We start from the raw sequence: 26,167 nt of genomic DNA, 5'->3' as shown, positions 1-26,167 counted from the left end.
CAGAACTTAGCCGACGACGAGATCCTCGCTGCTCGACCCGTAATAGCTGGCGACGCGGTCCGCATAGGCCTGGTCGAACACCGGTGCGTTGTTGGCCCAGCTTGGGCCGCCTTCGAGAACGCGCTTGTCGATCGTGACGACGTAGAGGTCGCGGACCGCGTCGAACTGGAGCAGCGAGAACGGCAGCGGGTAGAAGCTCTTGCCCATGCCAAGGAAGCCGCCGAGACTGAGGACGGCGTGGGTGACGCGGCCGGTGCCCTTGTGGACCATGAACGCGTGGACCGAACCGACATTGTCGCCGTCGCGGCTCTCGACCTTCATCGTGCCGGAGATGTTCGACTGGACGAGCAGCTGGGTCGGCGTCTGGGCGGCGGTATCGGACATGGACATTCTCCTGATTTCTTCCGTCGCTGAACCGGTATCACCGTGCGGCGGTTCCCGGCTAGCGCGCTTCGTCGTACTTGAGCGACCGCCGGGCGTGCCGCATAGCGATCCGATGCGCACTCCGTCCTCTTCCCTCGTCGGCTTGCGATCGCTTGCCAGCCCCCGCGTCCTGGCGCGACTCGCCGGCCTGGCAACGCTCGCGTCGATCGCCGGCTGTGTCCCGCCGCCGCGAGCCGAAGCACCGCCGCCTCCGCCGCGCACCGTGACGCGGCCCCCCGCGCCGGCGCCGCGCCCGGTACCGATCGCCGCCGATTGGCGCGACTGGCCGTATTCGCCGGGGACGTGGGTGTATCGCCGCGATGCGCGTGGTTCGATCGCGTTGTTCGGGCCGGCCAATGCCGATGCGTCGCTGACGCTACGCTGCGATACGGCTGCGCGCGCGATCTATCTGTCGCGCGCGGGGAGCACCGCGACGCCGCTGACGATCCGCACGTCCAGCGTGACGCGCGCCGTGTCCGTCCAGCCGACCGGGGGCACGCCGCCCTATGTCGCGGCCGCGCTGACGCCGAACGATTCGTTGCTGGAGGCGATGGGGTTCAGTCGCGGGCGGTTCGTCGTGCAGCAGGCCGGACTGCCACCGCTCGTGGTGCCCGCCTGGGCCGAGATCGAGCGCGTCACCGAGGATTGCCGCGGCTAACTTCGATCGGGTCACCGGCTGGCTGGCAGTCGCACAGGATTGCCCGAAAACTTCCGTAAAACAAGGCTTGTATCGCAGCCGCGGTCGGCACACATTGGCGTTGCGGTCAGGCTTGGCCGCGTTGTTTCAACAAGCGAAAGGAGGTGATCCGATGTCTCATGGTTCAGCAGTGAGTTCGGTTCGGTTCGTTCGGGGGACGCACCGCTAAGTCCGCCGGTCCGCGTGGGGAGTATCCTCTCCCAGTCAACACGTGGTCCATAGGATAGGCGGTACGCATGGTCCTCCGGGCTGGAGCTCTCCGGCCGCTGACCATGTCAGGAGGTTGTCGGGTCGTCGGGAGACGATCCGGCAGCCTCTTTTCGTTTGTGGGGTGGTGGGTTGGCGGTGGTGGTCGATCCAGGCGCCGTTTACGACATTGCGTGAGCTAACGATGCCGCCGTCTTCGAAGCCGCCCCCACTGCGCCTAGCTGACGATATTGGCAGGCACGGGCGAGCGGGTGCTCGCTTTCCCTCCCCACCGGTCATCTCCTGTGTTCCGCTTTACGGTCGAGGACGAGGCAATCAAACGTGCATAGGGCCAACGCTGCAGCAGCCGAAGCGTCACAAGTGCGCCCTCCCCCTGCGCCGTCATCCTGACGAAAGTCAGGATCCAGGGTCGCAAAGGGCTGCATTTGGTTACTCTGGATCCTGTGGTTACTCTGGATCCTGACTTTCGTCAGGATGACGGGACGTAGGCGGGACCGAGTGGGCTGCTGATGCAGGCAGCTCGACCTGCTACGCGTGTTGCCCGCGCCCCGCCCTTGGTCCGTAACTGCCCCCTACAGGAACGACTTCGCCCGATTGAGAACGATGCTGCACATCCGCGTCTTCACCTGCCCGCCGAGATCGTCGAGCGAAAACGCCTGCCCGTTCGGCGCCTGCACTTCGCCGTCTTGTCCGGCGGCATAGCCCGGCGACGTCTGCACACCCTGTCGTCCCGTCAGTCGCTGGAGGATCGATTGCGCGCCGGTCGCCGGAGCTTTCGTGGTGCTGCCCGCTCGCGGTGCATTCCGCCCACCGGTCAGCGCGCCAAGCGCACCACCCTGCCCGAGCAGATTGTTCTTCAGGCAATACCCGAGCAGGCCAGCCGCGTTCCCGGCACCGATCGATCCGACGCTCGGCAACGCACCACCGAGCAGGCCACCGAGGCCGCCAAGTCCACCCAGACCGCCAAGACCGTTTTGCGTCGACGCCGACTCGGGTGCGCTGGTCTGGGCCGATGCGGAGGTCGCGAGGGCGAAGGCTGCGACGAGGGCGATTGCGGTCTTGGGCATGATACGGAGCTCCGATAAGGTCGTGTTACCAACAGGACTGGCCGGGGTGCGTTCCGAGCTCGGCTTCGCTCAGCCGCCCGCAAAGAACGCGTCGACGGATCCGCGCTTGGCGCTCAACGCCGCCGCCACCCGTCGGCGGGCATCGTAATATACCAGTGCCGTCGCGGCCGGATCGGTCTTGCGAAGGCGCGCGGCCTCCGCGTCCGTCAGGCTGCTCTCGAGCGCAACATGATCCGCATACCCCTCCTGCTGCCAGGTCGGGAGCATCGCGCTACGTACTTCGCCAAGATGGTTGGCGATCATGATGTGCGTCGACTCGTGCGCGATCACCCCGGACAGCGTCCGGATACCGCCGATCGCACGACCGTTCGTCACGCGATCCGCGGGGATGTCGCTGCGGTTAAAGACGATCGCCGAACTGAAGGGCCGGCGGAATGCAAAGGCACCCGGCGACTGGATCGCCAGAAGGCGCCAGCGCCAGCCACCGTCCGTCAGGAACAGCGAGCGATCGAGCGGGCCGGTGTAGATCGGACTGGCGCGCAGCAACCCTTCCGCGCGCGCCAGTTTGCTGCCGATCCGCGGATCGATCGGGCGCTCGGCATAGACGGTGACGGTGCCGATCCGCTGCTCATGCGGAAACGCCAGCAACTGCGGCGCGTAGACGACTGCGACGGCAAGCAGAAGGAAGATGGCCACGACCCACCGGACGGGCCCCCGCCCCCTTCTGCGTGCGCGGGTCGTCATGCCGGCGTGAGCAACCCTTCGCGAGCGATCTTCTCACGCCAGACCAGAGGTGCGAGCTGGTGGACGTTCTCGCCTGCGGAATCGACCGCGACGGTCACCGGGAAGTCGCTGACCTCGAACTCGTAGATCGCTTCCATCCCGAGATCCGCGAAGCCGACGACCTTCGATCCCTTGATCGCGCGCGCGACCAGATACGCCGCCCCGCCGACCGCCATCAGATACGCGGACTTGGCCTCGGCAATCGCCTTGGTCGCATCGCCCCCGCGTTCCGCCTTGCCGACCATCGCCAGCAGGCCCTGATCGAGCATCATCCGCGTGAACTTGTCCATCCGCGTCGCCGTGGTGGGACCAGCAGGTCCGACGACTTCCTCGCCGACCGGATCGACCGGGCCGACGTAATAGATCACGCGACCCCTGAAATCGACCGGCAGCGGCTCGCCCGCATCGAGCATGTCCTTGATCCGCTTGTGCGCCGCATCGCGCCCGGTCAGCATCTTGCCGTTGAGCAGCAGGCGGTCGCCGTGCTTCCACGTCTGCACGACTTCGGGCGTCAGCGTGTCGAGATCGACGCTGATCGCGGCCTTGTCGGGCATCCAGTTGACGTCGGGCCATTCCTCGAGCTTGGGCGCCTCCAGATACACCGGGCCCGAGCCGTCGAGGACGAAATGCGCGTGGCGCGTGGCGGCGCAGTTCGGGATCATCGCGACCGGCTTCGACGCGGCGTGCGTCGGCCAGTCGAAGATCTTGACGTCGAGGATCGTGGACAACCCGCCCAAGCCTTGCGCGCCGATGCCCAGCGCGTTGACCTTGTCGTAGATCTCGATCCGCAGCGCTTCGATGTCGTTCTTCGGGCCGCGCGCTTTCAGCTGCGCCATATCGATCGAGCCCATCAGCGACTGCTTGGCGAGGATCATCGACTTTTCCGCGGTGCCGCCGATGCCGATGCCGAGCATCCCCGGCGGGCACCAGCCCGCACCCATCTGCGGGATCATCTCGAGCACCCAGTCGACAATCGAATCGCTTGGGTTCATCATCTTGAACTTCGACTTGTTCTCGCTGCCGCCGCCCTTCGCCGCGACGTCGATCGAGACGGTGTTGCCGGGCACCATGTCGACATGCATCACGCTCGGCGTGTTGTCCTTGGTGTTCCGACGCGTGAAGGCGGGGTCGGCGAGGATCGACGCGCGCAGCTTGTTCTCGGGATTGAGATAGGCTTTCCGGACGCCTTCATCGACGACTTCCTGCAAGGAGCGGGTCGAGTCGAGGCGGCAATCCTGGCCCCATTTGACGAAGATCGTGACGATGCCGGTATCCTGGCAGATCGGACGGTGGCCCTCCGCGCACATCCGGCTGTTGGTGAGGATCTGCGCGATCGCATCCTTGGCCGCGGGGCTCTGCTCGGCCTCGTACGCGACGCCCAGTGCGCGGATGTAATCCATTGGGTGGTAGTAGCTGATGAACTGGAGCGCGTCGGCGACGCTTTCGATCAGGTCGGCTTCGGTGATGACGGTCATGCAGCGCCTTTGAGATACAGATGTATGCGCATCTTAACGGCCTTCGCGACGCGGAGGAAGCGCGCGGGCTCAGTCGATATCCCATCCCGTCGATAGGGTATTGCGCACGATGTCGGTCCCTTGTAGCCTTTGCTACCGAAACACGCTGTTGCACACAGCAACACGACGCTCGGCCCGGATCAACACGGAGATTATCCATGAAGAAGATCGCATTCGTACCGATACTTGCAGTCCTCGGCCTTGGCCTCGCTGCCTGCAACAAGACTGCCGATACGACCAACACGAGCTCGGTCGAGACGAACACGGTGGTCGAAGAGTCGGATGCAAACTTCTCCGCGGTCGATGGCATCGATACCGCTAATGATACCGATCTCGGCAATGCCGAGCTGTCGAATGGTACGACGAACGCCCAATAATCGCATCGGTCAGCGAGCGGGGCAAGACGATCGCTGGCTTTTCGCAGAGTTGAAAATATTACTCCCCCATACCGGGGGAGTTTTAAGTCGTTGCGCAAGCAATGTTTGCTAACGGCTTTTCCCTTTACTTGACCGTCCAAAATCTCGTCTTGTTTTTAAGGCGTCTCGTCGCCGATCAATAGGTCAGCGTATTCCCATCGCAGCGATGTGGATTACAAAGTCGCAACGTCAAGGCGAAGTGAAGCTCCCTAGACGGACCCTCGGCGGCTCGGTGGATCTCCCGCCGGGCCGTTTTTTTGGTCGTCGGTCGCGCGGGGAAAGCAGCCAACGTCTGGACGAGGTCATGACCGGATGCGCGCTGCAACACGCACACGGCAGACTTACCGTATGAAACGAGAGCGGGCTGGAATGACCCTGCGATCATTCCAGCCCGCTTTCATTGCCAGCAACCCTGCATCACTGCCGGGACGCATAGTGCGTCGGGGCGATTACATCGGCGGGGTCAGGCCGTCCTTGCCGACCGCAACCGATTTGGCGCCGGAAGCATCGGTCGAGGTGATCGCGAACAGCTTCTGGCCCTTGGCGAGGACGGTGCGCTCGGCCGGCTCGAACCGGACGATCGGCGTGCCCACGGGGACGACGACCTGTGCCTTGCCGCCCTTGTACGAGATACTCAGCTTGGTCTCGCCGGGCTTGCCTGCGCCACCGGTGACGGTGCCGTTGGTCATGCCGCTCTGCTGATCGACCGTGCCGTTCGTCATTGCGCTCTGGCCATCGACCGTGCCGTTGGTCATCGCACTCTGGCCATCGACGGTGCCGTTGGTCATCGCGCTGGACCCGTTCGTGCCGCCGCCTGCAGCCGCGACCGCGCCGGGGACGTCCCAGGGATAATGACCCTCGCCAGTGCCGCGCATCGCCTCGGGGAAGATGACCAGTTCGACCGCGCGCAGCGCGTCGTCGGGACCGGTCGTCGCGGTGCCGATGAAGTCGCCGTCCTTGAGCGTCGACAGGTCGGACTTCACCACCCACGCGAACTTGGTCTTGGCGTCGAGAGGCACGGTGGCCGACTTGCCGTCATAGGTCTGGACGGTCAGCGCATCGGTGCCGATCGCGGTGATGACGCCGCGGACACGGTTGACCGCCGGAGTCGCGCTCGCCGCGGCGCTGGTGTTGCCCATGGCAATGTTTGCGGTCGAGGTGTTCGAGTCCGTCGAAGTCGTCTGCCCGCAGCCGCCGAGGACCGCGATCACACCGCCCAGCAGCATCAGCTTTTTCGTCAACATCGCAGTAAATCCTTCACAATATCAAAGCGTAGCGCCGAGACGGCACCGGCGATCGATTCGCAGACGGCCATGATGATATGGTCGATGTACCTCAACGCCGGAAGGGGCAATCGGTCGCATCGCATGGACAGGGCGGGCGGGCAACCGGAAGGCCATTTCGGCGGCGGCAGGCCGACTTCGGCTTTCCGCGCGTCGCTGCCCCGCCTAGAATGTGCCGATGCAGGATATCAGAAACATCGTCGTCCTGACGGGCGCGGGCATCTCGGCGGAGAGCGGGATCGCGACGTTTCGCGGGCCGGGCGGCTTGTGGGAGGGGCACCGTGTCGAAGACGTGTGCACGCCCGAGGCGCTCGCGGCGGACCCGGAACTGGTGCACCGGTTCTATGATCTGCGGCGCGCGGCTCTGGCGGGGGTCGAGCCTAACGCCGCGCACCACGCGCTGGCGCGGCTGGATGCGGCTTGGGAGGGCGAGCTGCTGATCGTCACGCAGAATGTCGACGATTTGCACGAGCGGGCGGGGGCGACGCGGATGCTGCATATGCATGGCGAGTTGTTGTCGGCGCTGTGTGCCGTTTGTGGGGCGCGCGAGCCCTGGACGGGGGCGTTGCCTGAAGGGTCGGTGTGCGGCGCGTGCGGGTCGGCGGCGTTGCGGCCGGACATCGTGTTCTTTGGCGAGATGCCGTACCAGATGGAGCGGATCGAGGCGGCGTTGGCGAAGGCCGATCTGTTCGTTTCGATCGGGACTTCGGGCGCGGTGTATCCGGCGGCGGGGTTCGTGCAGACCGCGGCGTATCATGGCGCGCGGACGCTGGAGCTGAACCTTGATCCGTCAATGGGAAGCGTGTTCTTCGAGCAGACGCGGATCGGTGCGGCGGGCGTGCTGGTGCCGGCTTGGGTGGAGGAGGTGCTGTCCTAAGCTTGTTCCCCCGCGAAGGCGGGGGCCCAGACTGGACCCCCGCCTTCGCGGGGGAACATTGTCCCGGTTGAGGTCAGTCGACCCAGTCGAGGCCCATGTCGCGGTAGACTTCGCGGTCTTCGTCCCAGCCGGGTTTGACCTTCACGTGCAGGTAGAGATGGACGGGCTTGCCGGTGATCGAGGCGAGTTCGATCCGGGAGCGGGCGCCGATTTCCTTGATGCGGACGCCGCCCTTGCCGAGCACGATCGCGCGCTGGGTGGGGCGTTCGACGAGGATCTGCTGGTGGATCTCCAACGAGCCGTCCTGGCGTTCGATATACTGCTCGGTCTCGATCGTACTTGCGTACGGCAGCTCGGCGTGGAGCTGGAGGTACAGCTGCTCGCGCGTGACTTCGGACGCCAGTGCGCGTTCGGTCGAGTCGGACACCTGATCCTCGGGGTAGTGCCACGGGCCTTCGGGCATCGCCTTGGCGAGCTCGGTCTTGAAGTGCGCGAGGCCGTCGCCGGTACCCGCGCTGATGAAGAAGGTCTCGGCGAACGGGAGCAGCGCATTCAGTTTCTCGGCGTGGATCAGCAGCTTGGTCTTGTCGGCGAGATCGACCTTGTTGAGGATCAGCCAGATCGGCTCGGTGCGGCCGACCAGCGACTCGACGATCGTGGTGACCTTGCCGCCGATGCCGCCCTTCGCGTCGACCACCAGCGCGATGATGTCGGAGCCCTCCGCGCCGCCCCAGGCGGCGGCGACCATCGCGCGGTCGAAGCGGCGCTTGGGCTCGAAGATGCCGGGCGTGTCGACGAGCAGGATCTGCGTATCGCCTTCGATCGCGACGCCCATCAGCTTCGCGCGCGTCGTCTGCGCCTTGGGGCTGACGATCGCGACCTTCTGGCCGACGAGCGCGTTGACGAGCGTCGACTTGCCCGCGTTCGGCGCACCGACGATCGCGACTAGGCCGCAACGCTTGGGATTGGAAATTTCAGGCGTGGTAGGTTCGGTCACTTAGGCTCTTTTCGGCATCGGGATATTCGGGGGCGGTCATACAGACAAAACGCCCTCGCGTCATTCCCGCCAAACTGCGGCCTTGCCCGTCGTCGCCCGGTCCGCAGTTTAAGAAAGAGAATTGGTTCACGCGGAGGCGCGGAGATGGTGTGGATGGGACTCGCGCCATCTGCGATCATGCACCGCCGATTATCTCGGAGGCGTTCGGGGCAAGGCCGGATTTCCAATCGCACCGCCTCCGCGGCTCCGCGTGAACCATTCTTCTCAGCAGAGCTTCTCCAGCAACGCCTTGGCCGCAGCGGTTTCGGCTTCCTGTTTGCTGGAGCCGGTTGCGGTGGCTTCGGCGAGTTTGCCGACCGAGACGAGCATCGTGAATTTGGGGGCGTGGCCGGGGCCGGTGCGTTCGACGATGGTGTATTCGGGGGGCTTGCGATTGTGGGCGGCGGCCCATTCCTGGAGCGCGGACTTGGGGTGTTGCGGGGCCTTCGCGCCGGCCTGGACGCGGTCGCCCCAGGCGCCGCGGACGAACGCGCGCGCGGCGTCGAGGCCGGCTTCCTGATACCAGGCGCCGATCAGCGCCTCCATCACGTCGCCGAGCACGTTGTCGCTGTCGCTGGCGCCGTCGTCGCGGGCCTGCTTGCCGAGCTTGAGGTGCGCGCGGACGCCGAGTTCTCGTGCTACGTCCGCGCAGACGGGGCCGGTGACCAGCGCATTGAGGCGCTTCGACAGCGAGCCTTCGGGGTCGGTCGCGAACAGTTCGTACAGCCACTCGGCGATGATCAGGCCGAGGACGCGGTCGCCGAGGAACTCGAGACGCTCGTAGTTCGCCGCGGCCTGGCTGCCGTGCGTGAGGGCGCGTTCATACGGGGCGAGGTTGGTCGGTGCGCGGCCGAAGAGCGTCTTCAGCCAATTGGCGAGGTCGCTCAAAAGCCTTCCCCGATACGGCTCCAGCGCGCGGCACTGACCCAGGTCCACGGCTTCAGCCATTCGGCATCGCCGTCGGTCGAGAAGAAGTTGACGACGGCCTTGCCCTCGACGTTCTCGAGCGGGACGTAGCCCATGCCCTGCGGCGCGGGGAACCGGCTGTCGCCGCTGTCGTCGCGGTTGTCGCCCATAACGAAGATGTGGCCGGCGGGGATCGTGTAGAGCCCGGTGTCGTCGCGATCAGGGAGTTCGGCCTGGTCCAGGACTTCATAGCTGCGGCCGCCGGGAAGCGTTTCGCGGAAGCGGGGGTAGCGGCAGATCTGGACGTTTGCGACGACATCAACGAACGGCGCGCCGCATTTCTCGGCGTTGAAATTCTCGGTCAGCGGGATCGTGAAGTCGGCGATGCGGAGCTTCGGGATCGCCTTGCCGTTGAGGTAGACGGTGCCCTGCCGCATCTGGATGGTCTCGCCGGGGAGGCCGATGACGCGCTTGATGACGTCATGGTCGAGCACTTCGGGTGCGCGGAAGACGACGACGTCGCCGCGGGTGGGGGTGCTGCCGAAGATGCGACCGGGGATAAGCGGGATGCCCGCGGGGAGCGACCAGCGCGAATAGCCGTAGTTCCACTTCGACACGAAGAGATAGTCGCCGATCAGCAGCCGGGGCAGCATCGATTCGGATGGGATGCTGAACGGCGCGAAGATGAAGCTGCGCAGGATCAGCACGACCACGGCCAGCTTGAGCAGGAAGCGGAACGTTTCGCTCGTTTCGGAACGTACGGGTTTGGTCTTCACGTCATTTGCCATGTGCGCGGGTTTGCGCAGACCGCGCCTATCGTCAAGCGTGTGCGGGATACGTGTCACCGAAAGAGCGTTGTCGCGGTCTCGCGCTTGCAGCATGACCGGCGCGCACGTCTATTCGGAGAAGTAGCATGACCGCCGACTGGTCCAAGATCGAAGCCCTGCCCGCCACCAAGCTGACCGACCTGTTCGCAGCAGACTCGGAGCGACTCTCGAAGCTGAGCCTCGACGTTGCAGGCATCCACTTCGACTGGTCGAAAACGCATCTGACGACGGACATGGTCACGGCGTTCGAGGAAATGGCGAAGGCGCAGGATCTGGCCGGCAAGCGCCAGGCGATGTTCTCGGGCGCGATCGTCAATGTTACCGAAGGCCGCGCGGTCGAGCACACCGCCGAGCGCGGCGAGGGCAAGCCCGAAAGCGTCGCAATCGCCCAGGCTAGCCACCAGCGGATGCGGACGCTGATCGATGCGATCGAGGCCGAGGCGCTCGGGCCGGTGCGGCATATCCTGCACGTCGGGATCGGTGGCTCGGCGCTGGGGCCGCAGTTGCTGGTCGATGCGCTGGGGCGTGACGATAAGCGCTACGACGTGGCGATCGTCGCCAACGTCGACGGTGTGGCGCTGGAGGACGTGTTCGCGAAGTTCGATCCGGCGGCGACGTTGCTGGTGGTTGCGTCGAAGACGTTCACGACGACCGAGACGCTGATGAACGCCGAAAGCGTGCTGCAGTGGATGACCGAGCATAATGTCGAGGATCCCTATGGCCGCGTGATCGCGCTGACCGCGTCGCCCGAGAAGGCGATGGAATGGGGCGTCGACGAAACGCGCATCCTGCCGTTCGCGGAAAGCGTCGGCGGGCGATATTCACTGTGGTCGACAATCGGTTTTCCGGCGGCGATCGCGCTCGGGTGGGACAAGTTCGAGGAACTGCTCGAGGGTGCGGCCGAGATGGACCGGCATTTCCGCCTCGCCGCGCTGCACGAGAACGCGCCGGCGCTCGCGGCGTTCGCCGACCTGTATTACACGCAGATCCGCCATGCCGAGACGCGCGCACCGTTCGCGTATGACGAGCGGCTGCGGTTGCTGCCGAGCTATCTCCAGCAGTTGGAGATGGAGTCGAACGGCAAGTCGGTGACGGTCGACGGCCAGCCGCTCGGGCGTCCTTCGGCGGCGATCACCTGGGGTGGCGTCGGCACCGAGGCGCAGCATGCGGTGTTCCAGTTGCTGCACCAGGGCACGCATCTCGTGCCGGTCGAGTTCATCGCGGTGATCGAGCCAGGTGACACGCTGCCCGAGGAGCACCACCGGGCGCTGTTGCTGAACGCATTCGCGCAGGGGGCTGCGCTGATGGCGGGCAAGCAGGTCGAGGATCCGGCGCGGAGCTATTCGGGTGATCGGCCGTCTTCGACGTTGCTGCTGGACGATCTGGATGCGCGGACGTTGGGGGCGCTGATCGCGTTTTATGAGCACCGAGTGTTCGTGAACGGGGTGCTGCTGGGGATTAATTCGTTCGACCAGTTCGGGGTGGAGCTGGGCAAGGAAATGGCGAAGGCGGCGGAGAAGGGCGGACAGACGTTCGATCCTTCGACGGGCGACCTGATCAAGCGCGCCTTTGGGTGAGATTTTTGGGGAGGGCGGCCCCCCCCCTTTTTCTGAAGTTGCCCTCAGCTACTCCACCCCGGCGAGGGCCAAGGCCCAATTGGGCGAACCGCGGTTTATTAAAAACCACCTTTCCAATTGGGCCCCGGCCTTCGCCGGGGTGGTTGTGGTGGAGGGGAGCACAAGCCTGCTTCCCGCGTTATCTAGTTATGCCGCTACTCCATGCCGTCGCGCTCGCCGCCTCCTCCACCATTGCGCAAATGAAGTGGGAGCGGCGCGTGTTGATCGTCTCTGCCCCGACCGCTGAAGATCCTGCACTCGCCGAGCAACGCCGCATCCTCGTCGGGTGGAAAACCCACGCCGCCGCCCGCGATCTCACTGTCGTAGAAATCGTTGGTGACACTGTCCGCGGCGCGAGTGACCCAGCCGCAGCGATCCGCCACAAATACCGTCTCCCCGCCACCTTCACCGCGATCCTCATCGGCAAGGATGGCGGCGAAAAACTGCGTAGCGCCAAGCCCTTCCCAGCCGCCGCGCTGGAGGCGACGATCGATGCGATGCCGATGCGCAAGGCGGGGCAGCGATAGGCTGAGCCGATCAGCGTGATCGCCGCGCCGGGGTTGCCGCCTTGCGCCCCCTGCCCCAGATGGCATGCAAAGCCGCCCCGCGGCGCACGACCTGCAAGGACCGCCCGTGACCTACACCAAATCCGCGACCGATACCCAATTCGACTACGACCTCTTCGTCATCGGTGCAGGCTCGGGCGGCACACGTGCGTCGCGCGTCGCCGCCGCGCACGGGGCGCGCGTCGCGGTCGCGGAGGAATACCGGGTCGGCGGTACCTGCGTGATCCGCGGCTGCGTACCGAAGAAGCTGCTGATCTACGGCGCGCATTTCGCCGAGGACCTGAAGGACGCCAAGCGGTTCGGCTGGCAAGTGCCCGACAACTGCGCGTTCAGCTGGCCCACGTTGCGCGACAACGTCATGGAGGAGGTCGACCGGATCAACGGCGCCTACACGACCACGCTCAAGAACAATCATGTCGACATCATCCACCAGCGCGCGGTCGTCTCCGGGCCCAACGAAGTCACGCTGGCCGATGGCACCGTGAAGACCGCAGCGAAGATCCTGATCGCGGTCGGTGCGCATCCGCTGGTGCCCGAGTTCCCCGGCGCCGAACACGGGATCACCTCGAACGAGGTGTTCCATCTCGACGACGTGCCGAAGCGCGTGCTGATCGCCGGCGCGGGCTATATCGCCAACGAGTTCGCTGGGATCTTCCACCAGTTCGGATCGCACGTCACGCTGGTCAACCGGACCGACGTGATCCTGCGCGGCTATGACGAATCGATCCGCGACCGCCTGCTCCAGATCTCGATGAGCAAGGGCATCGATTTCCGCTTCAACGCCGCGTTCGAAAGCATCGAGAAGGGCGAAGACGGCTGCTTGACGGTCAGTATGAAGGGTCATGAGCCGATCGTCGTCGACCTGATAATGTTCGCGACCGGGCGCTTGCCCAACACCAAGGGGCTCGGGCTAGAGAGCGCGGGCGTCGAGATGGACGCAGCGGGCGCGGTGGTCGTCGACGAAGACAACAAGTCGAGTTGCAACTCGATCTTCGCAGTCGGCGATGTCACCAACCGCATCCAGCTGACACCGGTCGCGATCCGCGAGGGGCAGGCGTTCGCCGACACGTTCTTCGGGGGCAAGCCGACCCGGGTCGATTACGCCAACGTCCCCGCCGCGGTGTTCAGCCACCCGCCGATGGCCGGCGTCGGCATGACCGAATCGCAGGCCAAGCAGGCGCTGGGTTCGGTGAAGGTCTACACGTCCGACTTCCGGCCGATGAAGAACGTGCTGGCGGGCCGCAACGAGCGCTCGCTGTACAAGATGATCTGCGACGGCGAGACCGACCGGGTGGTGGGTATCCACATGATCGGTCCCGACTGCCCGGAAATCCTGCAATCCGCCGCGGTGGCGGTAAAGGCCGGACTGACCAAGGCCGATTTCGACGCGACGGTCGCACTGCATCCGACGATGGCGGAAGAATTAGTCCTTATGAAATAAGGGATTCTCTGCTTTCGGCGAGCAAACGTCGAGGCGGATCACCGTCCTGATAGTCACAGGTGAGCAGCAAATACCTGCCACACATGGGTTGTTGCGGAAAAGACACGTCTTGTCGCGCAACGACCACGCCCCCTGGCCGAAGGCTGGATGCTGGCCAAAACGCGGCGTAAGCCCCCTCTCCCGGCAGCATACGCAAACATGCGCGGCGCCGGGACCGTCTCCATGAGGAGCGGTTCGCGGGAGTGGATCAGGGCATGGAAGCGCGGGAAATCGCGACGCAGGATACCGACAGTCGGCGCACAGCCCGACCTGACGGTGCGATGCGCGTACCGTCTGTCCCGATGCGCCTTCCAACAGGGGACTTTGGGACATGAAGACGATGATGGCCACGGCGTTGCGCGCCGCACTGGCGACGACGACGATACTCGGCACTGCGGCTGCACTGGTTGCCCCCGCATCGGCGCAGACCACGACCGCGGCGATCCGCGGGCAGGTGCGCGATGCGACCGGGGCGACGGTCGCCGGCGCGACCGTGGTCGCGGTCAATGACGGGACCAACCAGACGTTTCGCGCGACCACCAGCACGACCGGCAGCTATGTGCTGAACGGCCTGCGCCCCGCCACATACACGATCACGTTCACCGGTCCCGACGGCAAGATTTCGGCGCAGCGTATCTCGGTCGGCGTCGGCCAGTCCGCGACGCTCGACGCGGTGCTCGCCGCACCGACCGCGGCGGCCCCTGCTGCCGGCGCGACCGCCGAGGGTGGCACGACCACCGGCGGGGCCAACGAAGGCGGCGAGATCGTCGTCACCGCGGGGAAACTGGTCGAGACCAAGACCTCCGAAGTCGCGACCAACGTCAGCCAGAACCAGATCCGCATCCTGCCGCAGGGCGATCGCAATTTCCTGACGTTCGCCGCGCTCGCACCTGGCGTCCGCTACAACGACAGCGAGACCAACAAGGGCATCACCGCCGGTGCCTCGCCCGCGAGCCAGGTCAACGTCTTCATCGACGGCACCAGCCTGAAGAGCCAGACGCTGGGCGGCATCGCCGGCCAGACCGACAGCCGCGGCAACCCGTTCGGACAGCTCGCGGTCGGCGAATTCCGCGTGCTGACGCAGAACTACAAGGCTGAGTACGAGCAGGCCGGGTCGGCGATCATCACCGCGATCACGAAGTCGGGCACCAACGATTTCCACGGCGAGATGTTCGGTCAATATACCGACCGCAGCCTGACCGCCGCGAACATCATCGACGAGCGCGCCGGTCGCGGCAAACCGAAGTTCGAGCGCAAGCAATACGGCATCTCGCTCGGTGGCCCGATCATCAAGGACAAGCTGTTCTTCTTCGGCGCGTACGAAGGCAACGACCAGGATCGCGCGTCGAGCGTGACCGTCGGCACCCCGACGCCGCAAAACCTCGCGCGCTTCGGCCAGTATGAAGGCACCTATGTAAGCCCGTATCGCGGCGATTTCTACTTCGGCAAGCTGACCTTCACGCCCGACGAGCGCCAGGTGTTCGACCTGTCGTTCAGCCGCCGCCAGGAGACCGACATCACCGGCTTCGGCGCGAATTTCGGGTCGGCCAACATCGCGTATTCGGCGGCAGTCAACAAGATCAACAAGACCGACACCTACACGTACAAATGGACCTATACCGGCGACAGTTTCGTCAACGAATTCAACGCGACCTATCTCGACACGGTCTACAATCCGTCGTCGCTCAACCCCGACGATCCTAGCTTCCAGTTCGAGGGCGTCATCACCTTCGGCGGCAAGGATTCGACGCAGCGGATCAGCCAGCAGAGCTACACGTTGCGCGACGACCTGACGTATAACGGTCTGGACAACCACGTGATCAAGGGCGGCATCCGCTTCGCCTTCCAGGATTACGACTTCACCAAGAACTTCTACGTCCAACCGAACTATTTTTTCCAGAACGACGCGAAAAGAGGGCTCGATTTCAGCTTCCCGGCGACCGCGCAGCTCGGCGTGGGCAATCCGCGGATCATCGCGTCGAACTCGCAGCTCGGCGTGTATCTGCAGGACGATTGGGATATCACCAACAAGCTGCAGCTCAACCTCGGCCTGCGCTGGGACTACGAAAGCAATCTGTTCAACAACAAGTATCGTACGCCCGCCGCGGCCGTCGCGACGTTGAACGCGCTGCCCAAGACCGATTATTTCGATCCCGCGAACTACATCACCGACGGCACGGATCGCCCGACGCGCAAGGACATGTTCCAGCCGCGTATCGGCTTCAGCTACGACTTCAACGACGACCAGCGCACGGTCCTGTTCGGCGGCTACGGCAAATATTACGACCGCAACGTCTTCAACAACACGCTCGACGAGCAATTCCGCCTGCAATACCAGACCGGCATCTTCTATTTCTCACGCGATGGCCAGCCGCGTGACGGCAATCCGACGGTGGTGTGGAACGAAAGCTATCAGACGCGGGAGGGCCTGCTCGCGCTGCGCCAGACCGCGCAGACCGGCCTGCCCGAACTGTTCGCGGTGAAGAACAACGCGAAGGCGCCGTCGACCGATCAGTTCAGCCTTGGCCTGCGCCAGAAGTTCGGCATCTTCCGCGCCTCGGTGACAGGGTCGTATGTCCGCGGGCAGAACGGCTACACGCACCTGTTCGCCACGCGCAACGCGGACGGATCGTGCTGCGATACGACGATCCCGCGCGAGAACGGCTTCGGCAACGTGCTGATCGGCTATGATGGCCTGCGCACGCGCTACAAGGCGCTGCTGGTGACGATCGACAAGGATTACACCGTGTCGTCGGGCTGGGGCTTCAACCTCGCCTACACGCTGTCGAAGGCGGAGCAGGACGGCGGCGATCTGTTCAGCCTCGATAAGGTGACGCCCGATCAATATGGCTGGCGGCCGATCGCCGATCAGGACGAGCGCCACCGGATCGTCCTGTCGGGCATCGTCGACCTGCCAGTCGGGTTCCAGTTCTCGACGCTGACGACGCTCGGCAGCGGCACCGCGTTCCAGCTGCTCGACCAGTCCGCGGGCACCAGCATCAACCAGCAAACCATCCGATCGCTATACCGGCCGAAGAATTGCCTCGGCAGCGTGTTCGCGTTCTGCGAGGTCAATCTGACGCTGCAGAACAACGTCAAGGTGTTTAACACGCACACCATCAACGTCGCGGTCGACCTGCTCAACGCCTTCAACAACAAGAACTACACGGGCTATTCGGGCAACCTCGGGGTCGGCGAGACCTACAGCTTCGGCGGGCCGACCAACCTGCCGACCGGACTGCTCACCCTGCCGCGTCGCTTCCAGTTCAGGGTCGGATATCGTTTCTGATGCGTTAATCGGCGGGTGGCCATGTTGGTCGCCTGCCGCCATCGGCGGTCCCCGATCAGGAGTATCCATGCTCGACAGACGGCAGTTTCTGGGCACCGGCGCACTATCACTTGGCGGACTGACAGCAGGGTGTACATCGGTCGGACGACCGATCGTCAAAGCGTTTCAAGAGGTTACGGGCTTCACGCCGGCAACGGCCCCGTCCGCCAACCCGCTCATCGACAATTTGCAGGAGCGCGCGTTCCTGTATTTCTGGGATACGACGAATCCGGTGACCGGGCTCGCGCTCGATCGCTGGCCGACGCCGTCCTTCTCGTCGATCGCCGCGGTCGGGTTCGCGCTCACCGCGTATCCGATCGGCGTGGTCAACGGCTGGATCACGCGCGAACAGGCGCGCAAGCGGACGCTCGCGACGCTCGCGTTCTTCGCCAATGCACCGATGGGTCCCGAGCCGACCGGCAACAGCGGCTACAAGGGATTTTTCTACCACTTCCTCGGCATCACCAAGGGCCAGCGGTTCGCGCGCGCGGAGGTGTCGACGATCGACACCGCGCTGATGCTCGCCGGCATGCTGTTCGCGCAAAGCTGGTTCGATGCGGATCACCCCGAGGAACAGCGGATCAGGGCGCTCGCCGACCAGATCTATGGTGCGGTCGACTGGACCTGGATCACGCCGCGCGCGCCGTTCCTGTCGATGGGCTGGCACCCCGAGAGCGGCTTCATCCCGAGCGACTGGAACATCTACAACGAGGGGATGCTGATGTACCTCCTCGCGCTGGGCTCACCGACGCATCCGCTGCCGCCGTCGACCTGGACGGCACTGACCGAGAAGTTCGAGCCGAGCTGGAACGATCGCTACGGCGCATCCTATCTCCATTACCCGCCGCTGTTCGTCCACCAGTACAGCCACGTCTGGGTCGATTTCCGCGGCATCCGCGACGCGTATATCGCGACCAAGGACATCGATTATTTCGAGAACAGCAAGCGCGCAACGATCGCGCAGCGCGACTATGCGATCGCCAACGGCGGCACCAACGGCGCCGGGTTCGCGGGCTATGGGCCGGACATCTGGGGGCTGACCGCATGCGACGGGCCGGGTGATTTCAAGGCGACGATCGGCGGGCGGCAACGCGAATTCTTCAGCTATTCCGAACGCGGCCCCGGCGCGCGCGACGACGGCACGCTGGCGCCGACCGCCGCGGTCGGATCGATTGTTTTCGCGCCCGATCTCGTCATCCCGGCGATCACCGCGATGCACGATCGCTACGGCAAGGGCATCTACGGCAAATACGGGTTCTTCGACGCGTTCAACCCCACGCTCACCGAGATGGGCGAACCGTTGAAGCACGGCCGGATCGTCCCCGACGTCGGCTGGGTGGACAACGACTATCTCGGGATCGACCAGGGACCGATCGTCGCGATGATCGAGAACTGGCGGACCGGTATGGTCTGGAACACGATGCGAAAGAACCCGCATATCCGTCGCGGGCTGGATCGTGCCGGGTTTACCGGGGGATGGCTGGCGCGCGTTCCCTGAGGGGTTTCCCCGTTACGCCGGAACGCCTAGAGTAACGACATACCCGATCCTTGAAAGGTTCCAGCATGCGTGAAGCCGCCATCATCTCTACCGCCCGTACCGCTATCGGCAAAGCGTATCGCGGCGCGTTCAACGCGACCGAGGCGCCGGTGCTGGCGGGGCATGTGATGAACGCCGTCGTCGAGCGCGCCGGGATCGATCCGACGCGGATCGACGAGGTGTTTTGGGGCGTCGGCAATCAATGGGGTACGCAGGGCGGCAACGCCGGGCGGATGGCGATCTTTGCGGGCGGGCTGCCGGAGTCGGTGCCCGCGTTCACGCTCGATCGGAAGTGCGGGTCAGGGCTGACCGCAGTGGCGCTCGCGGCGCGGACGATCATGTGCGACGAGGCGGATGTCGCGCTGGCCGGCGGGATGGAGTCGATCAGCTATACCGTGACGAAGGACGCGCCGCGCTTCGTCAATGCGAGCGTGGTCGCGAAGGAGCCGGCGGCGTATATCCCGATGATCGAGACCGCGGAGATCGTCGCGGAGAAATACGGGATCAGCCGCGAGGCGCAGGATGCGTACGCCGCGATGAGCCAGCAGCGGGCCGCCGCCGGGGTGGCGAACGGCGCGTTTGCCGAGGAGATCGTGCCGATCACCGTCGAGAAGGCGCTGTACGACAAGCAGGGTGCGCATGCCGGGATCGAGAGCGTCACGCTGTCGCTGGACGAGGGTATTCGCGCGGGGACGACGCTGGAGGGTCTGCGCGGGCTGAAGACGGTGTGGCCGGGTGGTGAGTTCTCGGGGCCGGGATCGAGCGTGACCGCGGGCAATGCCAGCCAGTTGTCGGACGGGGCTTCTGCGCAGTTGCTGATGGATCGCAGAACCGCGGAGGCCGAGGGCAAGAACATCCTGGGCATCTATCGCGGCTTCCAGGCGGCGGGATGCAGCCCGGCGGAAATGGGCATCGGCCCGATCTTCGCGATCCCGAAACTGCTTGAGCGCACGGGACTGTCGGTGGGCGATATCGGGCTGTGGGAGCTGAACGAGGCGTTCGCGTCGCAATGCCTGTATTGCCGTGATTTCCTCGGGATCGATCCGGAGAAGTATAACGTCAACGGCGGCGCGATCGCGGTCGGACATCCGTTCGGGATGACGGGGTCGCGGCTGGTCGGGCATGCGCTGATAGAGGGGCGCAAACGCGGCGTGCGCTATGTGGTGGTGTCGATGTGCACCGCGGGGGGCATGGGCGCGGCCGGGTTGTTCGAGATCGTCTGAGCTTCTTCGCCCCCCCTGGAAGGGAGGGGTTGGGGTGGGTCGCCCAGTTGGCAGGCGTCTTGTCCGCCCAGCAGCCAACCCACCCCCGGCCCCTCCCTTTCAGGGAGGGGAGAGCGATCAGTTTCCGGACTCAGTCCGCGAAGAGCAGGACCGGGGTTTCGAGGTACTTCTTCAACCCTTGCACGAAGCTTGCCGCGTCCCACCCGTCGACGACGCGGTGGTCGCAGCTGATCGACAGGTTCATCAGCTTGGCGCGGACGACCTCGTCGCCCCCTCTTCCATCAGAACGGAAGACCGGGCGTTCGACTATCTTGTTGGGGCCGATGATCGCGACTTCGGGTCGGTTGATCACTGGGGTCGTGGCGATGCCGCCGAGCGGGCCTAGCGAGGTTACGGTGATCGTGCCGCCGCCCATTTCGCTGGGGGCGAGCTTGCCGGCGCGCGCGGCTTCCGCGAGACGCGTGATCTCGGTTGCGAGCTGCCAGACGTTGCGGTCCTGTGCGTCGCGGATCACGGGGACGGTGAGCCCGGCATCGGTCTGCGCGGCCATGCCGAGATGGATGGCGCCGTGGCGCGTGACCACGCCGGCCTCGTCGTCGTAGCGCGCGTTAAGCATCGGGAAGTCGGGGATCGTCTTGCAGATCGCGACGATCATCAGCGGCAGCATGGTGAGCTTGGAGCGGCCGCCTCGGTTGGCGTTGAGGTCGGCGCGCATCGCTTCGAGGGCGGTGACGTCGATCTCGTCGACATAGGTGAAGTGCGGGATCGCGCGCTTCGATGCAGCCATGTTCTCGGCGATGCGACGACGCATGCCGATGACCTTGATGGGCTGGTCCTCGCGGGCGCGCGACGCGTGCGGGGGGTGGTAGCCTTCGCTCGAGCCGTAGCGGAGGTAGGCGTCGAGGTCGGCGTGCCGGACTCGGTCGGAGTCGGTTTTTACCGAGGCCAGGTCGATGCCGAGGTCGCGGGCGCGGGCGCGGACTGCGGGGGATGCGAGCGCGTGGGGCTTTGGCTCCGCCTCAGCCGCAGGAACGGCTTGCGCCTTCTGCTCCCTCTCCCCGACGGGGAGAGGGCTGGGGTGAGGGGTCGGGGCAGTTGCCGGCGTTTGCGCCTGGGGCTGTCCCTCACCCCGACCCTCTCCCCAGAGGGGAGAGGGAGGTGCCTCGACCACCTCTTCGACGCCGGGGTTCTCGGCTTCGTATTGTTCGGCGGTCTCGGCCTGCGCCGAGGTCAGCGGCGCGGCGACGACTTCGTCCGCGGCATCCACCGCGTCCGTCTCGATCACAACGAGCGCGGCGCCAATCGAGACCTGGTCGCCGACTTCGCCTGCCAGTTCAACGACGATTCCCGTCACCGGCGACTCCATCTCGACGGTGGCCTTGTCGGTCATCATGTCGGCGATCGGCGAATCCTCCTCGACGCGGTCGCCGATGGCGACGTGCCACGCAACGATCTCGGCCTCGGAGATGCCTTCGCCGATGTCCGGCAGCTTGAAGGTGAAGCGGGCCATTATGCGTCCTTCATGATCTTTTTCAGGGCTTCGCCGATGCGGACCGGCCCCGGGAAATAGGCCCATTCGAGGCTGTGCGGGTACGGCGTGTCGAACCCGGTCACGCGCTCGATCGGCGCTTCGAGATGGTAGAAACAGCGTTCCTGGACGATCGCCGACAGCTCCGCGCCGAACCCGCTCGTGCGAGTCGCCTCGTGGACGATCATGCAGCGACCGGTCTTCTTCACCGACGCCTCGATCGTCTCGATGTCGAGCGGGACGAGCGTGCGAAGGTCGACGATCTCGGCGTCGATTCCGGCTTCGGCCACGACGGCCGCGCAGACATGGACCATCGTGCCGTAGGCGAGGATCGTGAGCGCCTCGCCGGCGCGGACGATCTTCGCCTTGCCGAGCTCGATCTTGTAATAGCCGGTCGGGACTTCGCCCGCCGGATGCTTCGACCAGTTCTGCGACGGTCGATCCCAATAGCCGTCGAACGGGCCGTTGTAGATGCGCTTGGGCTCGAAGAAGAGCGTCGGATCATTGTCCTCGATCGCGGCGATTAGCAGGCCCTTCGCGTCGTAGGGCGTCGAGGGGATGACCGTCTTGATGCCCGACATGTGCGTGAAGAGCCCTTCCGGCGACTGGCTGTGCGTCTGGCCGCCGAAGATGCCGCCGCCGAACGGCGAGCGCACCGTGATCGGCGAGGTGAACTCGCCGGCGGAGCGGTAGCGCAGGCGGGCGGCTTCGGAGACGAGCTGGTCGAGCGCGGGGTAAATGTAGTCCGCGAACTGGATCTCGGGGACGGGGCGCAGGCCGTACGCGCCCATGCCCACCGCAACGCCGATGATGCCGCATTCGGTGATCGGGGTGTCGAAGACGCGGGTCTTGCCGTGCTTCGCCTGAAGCCCGGCGGTCGCGCGGAAGACGCCGCCGAAATAGCCGACGTCCTCGCCCATGACGATCACGTCCGGGTCGCGCTCCATCATGATGTCCATGGCGGAGTTGATCGCCTGGATCATGTTCATTCGGGTGGTGGGTTCGGCGTCCGTTGTTTCGGACACGGGTGCCTCGATCATGTCGCTCATGCCTTGCGATCCCATGGACGGCCGCTGGCCGTTTCTTCGTCGAGCATCTGCTGACGCTGCTCCTTCAGATGCCACGGCAGTTCCTCGAACACGCCGTCGAACAGCGATTCGAGCGGCTGGTGGAGGCCGTGGCCGAGGATGCCGTTCTTCTCGGCTTCCTTCTGCGCGGCCTTGACCTGCTCGGCGAGTTCCTTGTCCTGTGCCGCGTGGCGCTCCTCGTCCCATTCGCCGATTGCAATGAGGTGGTCCTTGAGGCGCTTGATCGGGTCGCCGAGCGGCCAGGCATTGGGTTCGCCTTCGCTGCGATACTGGCCGGGATCGTCGGAGGTCGAATGGCCTTCCGCGCGGTAGGTGAAGTGCTCGATCAGCGTCGGGCCCTGGTTGGTGCGTGCCCTCTCGGCGGCCCATTCGGTCGCGGCGTAGACCGCCAGCGCGTCATTGCCGTCCACCCGGAGCCCGGCGATGCCGTAGCCGACCGCGCGTGCTGCGAACGTCGTCGCCTCGGCGCCGGCGAACCCGGAGAAGCTGGAGATCGCCCACTGGTTGTTGACGACGTTGAAGATCACCGGCGCGCGGTACACCGCAGCGAACGTGCAGGCCGAGTGGAAGTCGCCCTCGGCGGTGGAACCCTCGCCGCACCAGGTCGCGGCGATGCGCGTGTCGCCCTTGGCGGCGGATGCCATCGCCCAGCCGACCGCCTGTGGGTACTGCGTCGTGAGGTTGCCGGAGATCGAGAAGAACCCGGCTTCCTTGACCGAATACATGATCGGCAACTGCTTGCCGCCGAGCCTATCGGCAGTGTTCGAATAGATCTGGTTCATCATGTCGACGAGGCTCCAGCCCCGCGCGATCAATAGCCCCTGCTGGCGGTACGAGGGAAAGCACATGTCCTCGTGATCGAGCGCATAGGCCGCCGCGACCGCGACCGCCTCCTCGCCGAGCGCCTTCATGTAGAAGCTGGTCTTGCCCTGCCGCTGCGCGCGGAACATGCGCTCGTCGAACGCGCGGAGCAGCGCCATGCTGCGCAACATGCGGCGCATCACGTCAGGCGAAAGCTTGGGGTCCCAGGGGCCGACCGCGTTGCCGTCGTCGTCGAGCACGCGGACCAGCGTGTAGGCGAGATCGATGAAGTCGGACGCCTTGTCGGCGGTGTCAGGGCGGCGCGCTTCGCCGGCGGGCGGCACGTCGACTTCGGCGAAGTCCACCGCGTCGCCGGGGCGGAACTTCGGCTCGGGGATATGCAGCGTAAGTGGCTGCAAATTGGCGCGCGGATGCTCGCTTGCCATCGTGATTCCATCTCCATGAGGCCGCTGTGACCGCGGAACACTCTTACCGAGGCTTGTTATTAAATTTCAACGCAGATTGCGAGGGGGAGTTGCGCATTCACGATGTGCCGCGCGGATTTTTCTCCCCTCCGCAGAATTCAGCCGCCGACGGTCTGCTCGATCACGCCGAAGATCGGATGTCGCTTGTCGTCCTCCGCCCAGATGCGGACGACGTCACCCCGCTTGAGGAACGGCGTGACGGGCTTGCCGCCCTGGATCGTTTCGATCGTCCGCACTTCGGCGAGACAGGAATAGCCGACGCCGCCCTTGGCAACCGACTTGCCTGGACCGCCATCGGGGCCACGGTTCGAGACGGTGCCGGATCCGACGATCGTCCCCGCCCCCAGCTTCCGCGTCTTGGCGGCGTGCGCGACCAGCGTACCGAAATCGAACGTCATGTCCTCGCCCGCCTCTGCGCGACCGAGCGGCTGGCCGTTGAGGTCGACCATCAGCTTGCGGTGCAGCTTGCCGTCCTTCCACCAGTCGCCAAGTGAGTCGGGGGTAACGAAGACGGGCGAAAACGCGCTCGCCGGTTTCGACTGGAAGAAACCGAAGCCCTTGCCGAGTTCGCCGGGGATCAGGTTGCGCAGGCTAACGTCGTTGGTCAGCCCGACCAGCAAGATCGCCGCCAGCGCCTCGTCGCGACTCGCGCCGAGCGGCACGTCACCGGTGACGACGACGACCTCGGCCTCCATGTCGCAACCCCAGGACTCGTCAGCGAGCGGAATCGGATCGCGCGGGCCCAGGAACCCGTCCGAGCCGCCCTGGTACATCAGCGGATCGTGCCAGAAGCTGTCGGGCATCTCCGCCGCGCGCGCCTGTCGCACGAGCGCGACGTGGTTCACGTACGCCGAGCCGTCCGCCCATTGATACGCACGCGGCAACGGCGACTCGGCGTCGTGCTCGTGGAAGCGGCGCATCGGGATCATCTCGTGCTCGAGATCGGTCGACAGGTTCTTCAGGTCGATCGAAAGCCGGTCCCAGTCGTCGAGCGCGGCCTGCAGCGTCGGCGCGATGTGGCTCGCATCGGCATACCAGGCGAGGTCGTTCGAGACGACCACAAGCTTCCCGTCTCGTCCGCGGGTGGCGTCGGGATGCTTCAGGCTGGCCAGTTTCATGGTGCGGATCCTCTATATGTTTGCACGCATCCTACGCCCGTGACGGAGTTCAAGTCGAGCACGCCGCGCCCGACAAACCTGATTTTAGTAAGAGCGGAGCGATTTCCGGCCTGATACAAACAGGCTTGCGTAACGGTTGAGGAAGTCGAGCATGCCCAGATACTTCTTCGACATCGACAACCATAAACACGTCAACGACGACGACGGTACCGATCTGGCCAACGACGAGGAAGCGCGCGTCCAGGCGGTGATCTTCGCGGGCGACTATCTCAGCGACCATCCGGCGATCGCGCGTCACGGCGCGCGCTTCCGTGTTGCGGTCCGCAACGATCGAGGCAGCGTGCTGCTGGCGGTTGCCGTCACGATCGACGAACCCGGCGACAGCTCCGCGCTCTGACCCCAGATCGTCCCATGTCTGAGCCGATATCGCCGCGCGCGGTCGACTCGACGCACCGCGCGAGTGCGTCGCGATAATATAACATGGGTTTTGTCATGCTTCTCAATCCTGGGATAAGGTGCGTTCCCTTGCGACGCGCTATCCCAGAGAGGGTGACAGCGAGAAACGAGTGCTCCTGCCCTGGATGCGGAGAGTGCACGTGGATATGTCCACCGTGACTGAACAGGTTATACGGAAATTCGAGTCGCGAACGACGCTGCGTGCGGACGATCGCGTTCAAATCGCCGCATTGCCGTTCAAGGTTCGGACGCTCGATGCGTCGACGTATATGCTGCGCGAGGGCCAACGCCCGACGCGGTGCGCGTTCATCCTCGACGGCCTCGCCTATCGCCAGAAGCTGACACCCAATGGCGAGCGCGAGATCGTCTCGATCCTGATGCCCGGCGAATTCGTCGACCTGCAGAACCTGTTCCTCGATGAATCCGATCACGATATCCAGGCGCTGACCCGGCTGACGCTGGCCGAGGTGCCGATCGTGGCGTTGCGGCAGTTCATCGAGACGTGCCCGGCGGCGGGCCAGGCATTGTGGATCGACGCGCTGGTCGAGGCTTCGATCCACCGCGAATGGTTGCTCAACGTCGGGCGGCGCAACGCGCGCAGTCGACTGGCGCATCTGCTGTGCGAATTCTCGGTGCGGTTCAAGACATCGGCCCTGGGAGGCGGGATGGCATACGAGTTGCCGATGACGCAGGAGCAGCTCGGCGACGCGCTCGGGCTGACCCCGGTGCACGTCAACCGCGTGCTGAAATCGCTCGAATCGGACGGACTGATCGCGCGCAAGAAGCGGCAGGTCAGCGTCACCGACTGGCCCCGGCTGCGTGATGCCGCCGAGTTCAACGAACGCTATCTGCACCTGGGGCAAATTCGGAGCTGACACCGCCACGGGTCCAGATCGGCACCACAG

At 65.1% G+C, this 26,167-nt stretch carries 23 protein-coding genes; 11 read left to right on the top strand and 12 right to left on the bottom strand.

All coding sequences use genetic code 11. The features are described from left to right. Window positions 1–6: 6 nt before the first annotated feature. Window positions 7–384, bottom strand: coding sequence for a PRC-barrel domain-containing protein (locus tag C8J47_RS02125; RefSeq protein ID WP_056051762.1), 378 nt, complete (start codon window positions 382–384; stop codon window positions 7–9). Between the two features lie 112 nt (window positions 385–496). Between C8J47_RS02125 and C8J47_RS02120 the strand changes: the two genes are divergently transcribed. Beyond that, on the top strand, window positions 497–1,081 hold the full coding sequence (locus C8J47_RS02120; RefSeq protein WP_259467314.1) for a hypothetical protein: 585 nt from the start codon (window positions 497–499) through the stop codon (window positions 1,079–1,081). Between the two features lie 818 nt (window positions 1,082–1,899). Here the strand turns inward: C8J47_RS02120 and C8J47_RS02115 are convergent. From C8J47_RS02115 to C8J47_RS02105, 3 genes are all read right to left on the bottom strand, one after another. Beyond that, a complete protein-coding gene (locus C8J47_RS02115; RefSeq protein WP_056051766.1) occupies window positions 1,900–2,394 on the bottom strand; it encodes a DUF2501 domain-containing protein in 495 nt (164 codons plus the stop codon). Between the two features lie 69 nt (window positions 2,395–2,463). Further along, a complete protein-coding gene (locus C8J47_RS02110; protein ID WP_259467313.1) occupies window positions 2,464–3,090 on the bottom strand; it encodes a hypothetical protein in 627 nt (208 codons plus the stop codon). Window positions 3,091–3,134: 44 nt separating this feature from the next. Beyond that, the gene (locus C8J47_RS02105) at window positions 3,135–4,652 is read right to left on the bottom strand and encodes a fumarate hydratase (RefSeq protein WP_121884246.1); all 1,518 of its coding nucleotides are present in this window, start codon (window positions 4,650–4,652) and stop codon (window positions 3,135–3,137) included. A 197-nt stretch (window positions 4,653–4,849) separates the two neighbouring features. Here C8J47_RS02105 and C8J47_RS02100 point away from each other — a divergent pair, with 197 nt between their 5' ends. Then, a complete protein-coding gene (locus C8J47_RS02100) occupies window positions 4,850–5,068 on the top strand; it encodes a hypothetical protein (protein ID WP_121884245.1) in 219 nt (72 codons plus the stop codon). A 488-nt stretch (window positions 5,069–5,556) separates the two neighbouring features. On the opposite strand, the gene C8J47_RS02095 is transcribed toward C8J47_RS02100, so the two are convergent. Beyond that, window positions 5,557–6,351, bottom strand: a complete 795-nt coding sequence (locus C8J47_RS02095; RefSeq protein WP_183128992.1) for a hypothetical protein — start codon at window positions 6,349–6,351, stop codon at window positions 5,557–5,559. Window positions 6,352–6,568: 217 nt separating this feature from the next. Here C8J47_RS02095 and C8J47_RS02090 point away from each other — a divergent pair, with 217 nt between their 5' ends. Beyond that, complete coding sequence (locus tag C8J47_RS02090) at window positions 6,569–7,267, top strand: NAD-dependent deacylase (RefSeq protein WP_121884244.1); 699 nt, start codon at window positions 6,569–6,571, stop codon at window positions 7,265–7,267. 73 nt (window positions 7,268–7,340) lie between these two features. Here C8J47_RS02090 and era read toward each other — a convergent pair whose 3' ends face one another. From era to lepB, 3 genes are all read right to left on the bottom strand, one after another. Further along, window positions 7,341–8,264, bottom strand: a complete 924-nt coding sequence (gene era, locus C8J47_RS02085) for a GTPase Era (protein ID WP_259467312.1) — start codon at window positions 8,262–8,264, stop codon at window positions 7,341–7,343. Between the two features lie 264 nt (window positions 8,265–8,528). After that, on the bottom strand, window positions 8,529–9,233 hold the full coding sequence (gene rnc / locus C8J47_RS02080; RefSeq protein WP_404969247.1) for a ribonuclease III: 705 nt from the start codon (window positions 9,231–9,233) through the stop codon (window positions 8,529–8,531). After that, window positions 9,188–9,997 carry a signal peptidase I gene (gene lepB / locus C8J47_RS02075; protein WP_121884243.1) on the bottom strand — a complete coding sequence of 270 codons (810 nt, stop codon included), beginning with the start codon at window positions 9,995–9,997 and terminating at the stop codon, window positions 9,188–9,190. Before lepB ends, rnc begins: the two co-directional genes overlap by 46 nt. Window positions 9,998–10,122: 125 nt before the next feature. On the opposite strand from lepB, the gene pgi reads away from it, so the two are divergent. From pgi to C8J47_RS02045, 6 genes are all read left to right on the top strand, one after another. After that, entirely contained in the window at window positions 10,123–11,613 is a 1,491-nt protein-coding gene (gene pgi, locus C8J47_RS02070) for a glucose-6-phosphate isomerase (protein ID WP_121884242.1), read from the top strand. A gap of 188 nt (window positions 11,614–11,801) precedes the next feature. Continuing rightward, window positions 11,802–12,179: a DUF4174 domain-containing protein gene (locus C8J47_RS02065; RefSeq protein WP_121884241.1), complete on the top strand. Its 378-nt coding sequence runs from the start codon at window positions 11,802–11,804 to the stop codon at window positions 12,177–12,179. 106 nt (window positions 12,180–12,285) lie between these two features. After that, window positions 12,286–13,659 carry a glutathione-disulfide reductase gene (gene gorA, locus C8J47_RS02060; RefSeq protein ID WP_259467310.1) on the top strand — a complete coding sequence of 458 codons (1,374 nt, stop codon included), beginning with the start codon at window positions 12,286–12,288 and terminating at the stop codon, window positions 13,657–13,659. A 370-nt stretch (window positions 13,660–14,029) separates the two neighbouring features. Continuing rightward, entirely contained in the window at window positions 14,030–16,987 is a 2,958-nt protein-coding gene (locus C8J47_RS02055; RefSeq protein ID WP_121884239.1) for a TonB-dependent receptor domain-containing protein, read from the top strand. Window positions 16,988–17,054: 67 nt separating this feature from the next. Continuing rightward, the gene (locus tag C8J47_RS02050; RefSeq protein ID WP_121884238.1) at window positions 17,055–18,524 is read left to right on the top strand and encodes a glucoamylase family protein; all 1,470 of its coding nucleotides are present in this window, start codon (window positions 17,055–17,057) and stop codon (window positions 18,522–18,524) included. A 65-nt stretch (window positions 18,525–18,589) separates the two neighbouring features. Continuing rightward, window positions 18,590–19,786, top strand: a complete 1,197-nt coding sequence (locus C8J47_RS02045) for a thiolase family protein (RefSeq protein ID WP_121884237.1) — start codon at window positions 18,590–18,592, stop codon at window positions 19,784–19,786. 130 nt (window positions 19,787–19,916) lie between these two features. Here C8J47_RS02045 and C8J47_RS02040 read toward each other — a convergent pair whose 3' ends face one another. From C8J47_RS02040 to C8J47_RS02025, 4 genes are all read right to left on the bottom strand, one after another. Continuing rightward, window positions 19,917–21,296: a dihydrolipoamide acetyltransferase family protein gene (locus tag C8J47_RS02040; protein ID WP_121884236.1), complete on the bottom strand. Its 1,380-nt coding sequence runs from the start codon at window positions 21,294–21,296 to the stop codon at window positions 19,917–19,919. Further along, window positions 21,296–22,303: an alpha-ketoacid dehydrogenase subunit beta gene (locus C8J47_RS02035; RefSeq protein ID WP_056053047.1), complete on the bottom strand. Its 1,008-nt coding sequence runs from the start codon at window positions 22,301–22,303 to the stop codon at window positions 21,296–21,298. Before C8J47_RS02035 ends, C8J47_RS02040 begins: the two co-directional genes overlap by 1 nt. Window positions 22,304–22,359: 56 nt before the next feature. Beyond that, a complete protein-coding gene (locus tag C8J47_RS02030) occupies window positions 22,360–23,649 on the bottom strand; it encodes a thiamine pyrophosphate-dependent enzyme (RefSeq protein ID WP_121884235.1) in 1,290 nt (429 codons plus the stop codon). 137 nt (window positions 23,650–23,786) lie between these two features. Beyond that, window positions 23,787–24,806, bottom strand: coding sequence for a fumarylacetoacetate hydrolase family protein (locus tag C8J47_RS02025; protein ID WP_121884234.1), 1,020 nt, complete (start codon window positions 24,804–24,806; stop codon window positions 23,787–23,789). A 151-nt stretch (window positions 24,807–24,957) separates the two neighbouring features. On the opposite strand from C8J47_RS02025, the gene C8J47_RS02020 reads away from it, so the two are divergent. Beyond that, the gene (locus C8J47_RS02020) at window positions 24,958–25,203 is read left to right on the top strand and encodes a DUF6894 family protein (protein WP_060526429.1); all 246 of its coding nucleotides are present in this window, start codon (window positions 24,958–24,960) and stop codon (window positions 25,201–25,203) included. 205 nt (window positions 25,204–25,408) lie between these two features. Continuing rightward, on the top strand, window positions 25,409–26,137 hold the full coding sequence (locus C8J47_RS02015; protein ID WP_060526428.1) for a Crp/Fnr family transcriptional regulator: 729 nt from the start codon (window positions 25,409–25,411) through the stop codon (window positions 26,135–26,137). Window positions 26,138–26,167 lie beyond the last annotated feature (30 nt).

It is taken from the genome of Sphingomonas sp. PP-F2F-G114-C0414, from assembly GCF_003688595.1.
Lineage (GTDB): Bacteria > Pseudomonadota > Alphaproteobacteria > Sphingomonadales > Sphingomonadaceae > Sphingomonas.
Note: the sequence above shows the minus strand (reverse complement) of the source record. Positions and strands in the feature narration are given on the sequence as shown.

Coding starts and splice junctions, on each gene's coding strand:
- C8J47_RS02100 (WP_121884245.1), top strand. CDS start 4,850: ATGAAGAAGATCGCATTCGTACCGATACTTGCAGTCCTCGGCCTTGGC.
- C8J47_RS02050 (WP_121884238.1), top strand. CDS start 17,055: ATGCTCGACAGACGGCAGTTTCTGGGCACCGGCGCACTATCACTTGGC.
- C8J47_RS02035 (WP_056053047.1), bottom strand. CDS start 22,303: ATGAACATGATCCAGGCGATCAACTCCGCCATGGACATCATGATGGAG.
- C8J47_RS02015 (WP_060526428.1), top strand. CDS start 25,409: ATGTCCACCGTGACTGAACAGGTTATACGGAAATTCGAGTCGCGAACG.
- C8J47_RS02055 (WP_121884239.1), top strand. CDS start 14,030: ATGAAGACGATGATGGCCACGGCGTTGCGCGCCGCACTGGCGACGACG.
- C8J47_RS02095 (WP_183128992.1), bottom strand. CDS start 6,351: ATGTTGACGAAAAAGCTGATGCTGCTGGGCGGTGTGATCGCGGTCCTC.
- lepB (WP_121884243.1), bottom strand. CDS start 9,997: ATGGCAAATGACGTGAAGACCAAACCCGTACGTTCCGAAACGAGCGAA.
- C8J47_RS02120 (WP_259467314.1), top strand. CDS start 497: ATGCGCACTCCGTCCTCTTCCCTCGTCGGCTTGCGATCGCTTGCCAGC.
- pgi (WP_121884242.1), top strand. CDS start 10,123: ATGACCGCCGACTGGTCCAAGATCGAAGCCCTGCCCGCCACCAAGCTG.
- C8J47_RS02115 (WP_056051766.1), bottom strand. CDS start 2,394: ATGCCCAAGACCGCAATCGCCCTCGTCGCAGCCTTCGCCCTCGCGACC.
- C8J47_RS02030 (WP_121884235.1), bottom strand. CDS start 23,649: ATGGCAAGCGAGCATCCGCGCGCCAATTTGCAGCCACTTACGCTGCAT.
- C8J47_RS02090 (WP_121884244.1), top strand. CDS start 6,569: ATGCAGGATATCAGAAACATCGTCGTCCTGACGGGCGCGGGCATCTCG.
- C8J47_RS02045 (WP_121884237.1), top strand. CDS start 18,590: ATGCGTGAAGCCGCCATCATCTCTACCGCCCGTACCGCTATCGGCAAA.
- C8J47_RS02020 (WP_060526429.1), top strand. CDS start 24,958: ATGCCCAGATACTTCTTCGACATCGACAACCATAAACACGTCAACGAC.
- C8J47_RS02125 (WP_056051762.1), bottom strand. CDS start 384: ATGTCCGATACCGCCGCCCAGACGCCGACCCAGCTGCTCGTCCAGTCG.
- C8J47_RS02065 (WP_121884241.1), top strand. CDS start 11,802: ATGCCGCTACTCCATGCCGTCGCGCTCGCCGCCTCCTCCACCATTGCG.
- C8J47_RS02105 (WP_121884246.1), bottom strand. CDS start 4,652: ATGACCGTCATCACCGAAGCCGACCTGATCGAAAGCGTCGCCGACGCG.
- C8J47_RS02040 (WP_121884236.1), bottom strand. CDS start 21,296: ATGGCCCGCTTCACCTTCAAGCTGCCGGACATCGGCGAAGGCATCTCC.
- C8J47_RS02025 (WP_121884234.1), bottom strand. CDS start 24,806: ATGAAACTGGCCAGCCTGAAGCATCCCGACGCCACCCGCGGACGAGAC.